Annotated in this window: 1 protein-coding gene; it reads right to left on the minus strand. The window is 44.0% G+C overall.

The features are described 5' to 3' along the window. Positions 1–266, minus strand: a 266-nt coding sequence (locus KQJ18_RS24535) for a hypothetical protein (protein WP_216423014.1), incomplete at both ends; no start/stop codon positions are given.

The following is a 266-nucleotide window of genomic DNA, read 5'->3' on the forward strand; positions in this document are numbered from 1 at the left end:
GTTGTTCACAGCACTACCGCCACTGGAGCTTAAAAAGGCCATGTGGTCAGGTTCTGAGAACGATGTCTCCGGAGAAGAATAGTCATATTGAGAAAGCGTAATATTTCCGTTGTTAATACCGGTAGAGTTTTCGCCCCAAATGCCTGCAAAACTGATATTCCAGATATCCACATCACCATTGTTGACGACCTGTGAACCCGTATCAACCTTGATAATTTGCGGAGTTTGCGTGAAATAGTGCTCGTAAACACTAATGTCCTGCATAC

The sequence above is a fragment of the Citrobacter sp. S55_ASV_140 genome, assembly GCF_018919505.1.
Classification (GTDB): Bacteria; Pseudomonadota; Gammaproteobacteria; order Enterobacterales; family Enterobacteriaceae; genus Citrobacter; species Citrobacter werkmanii.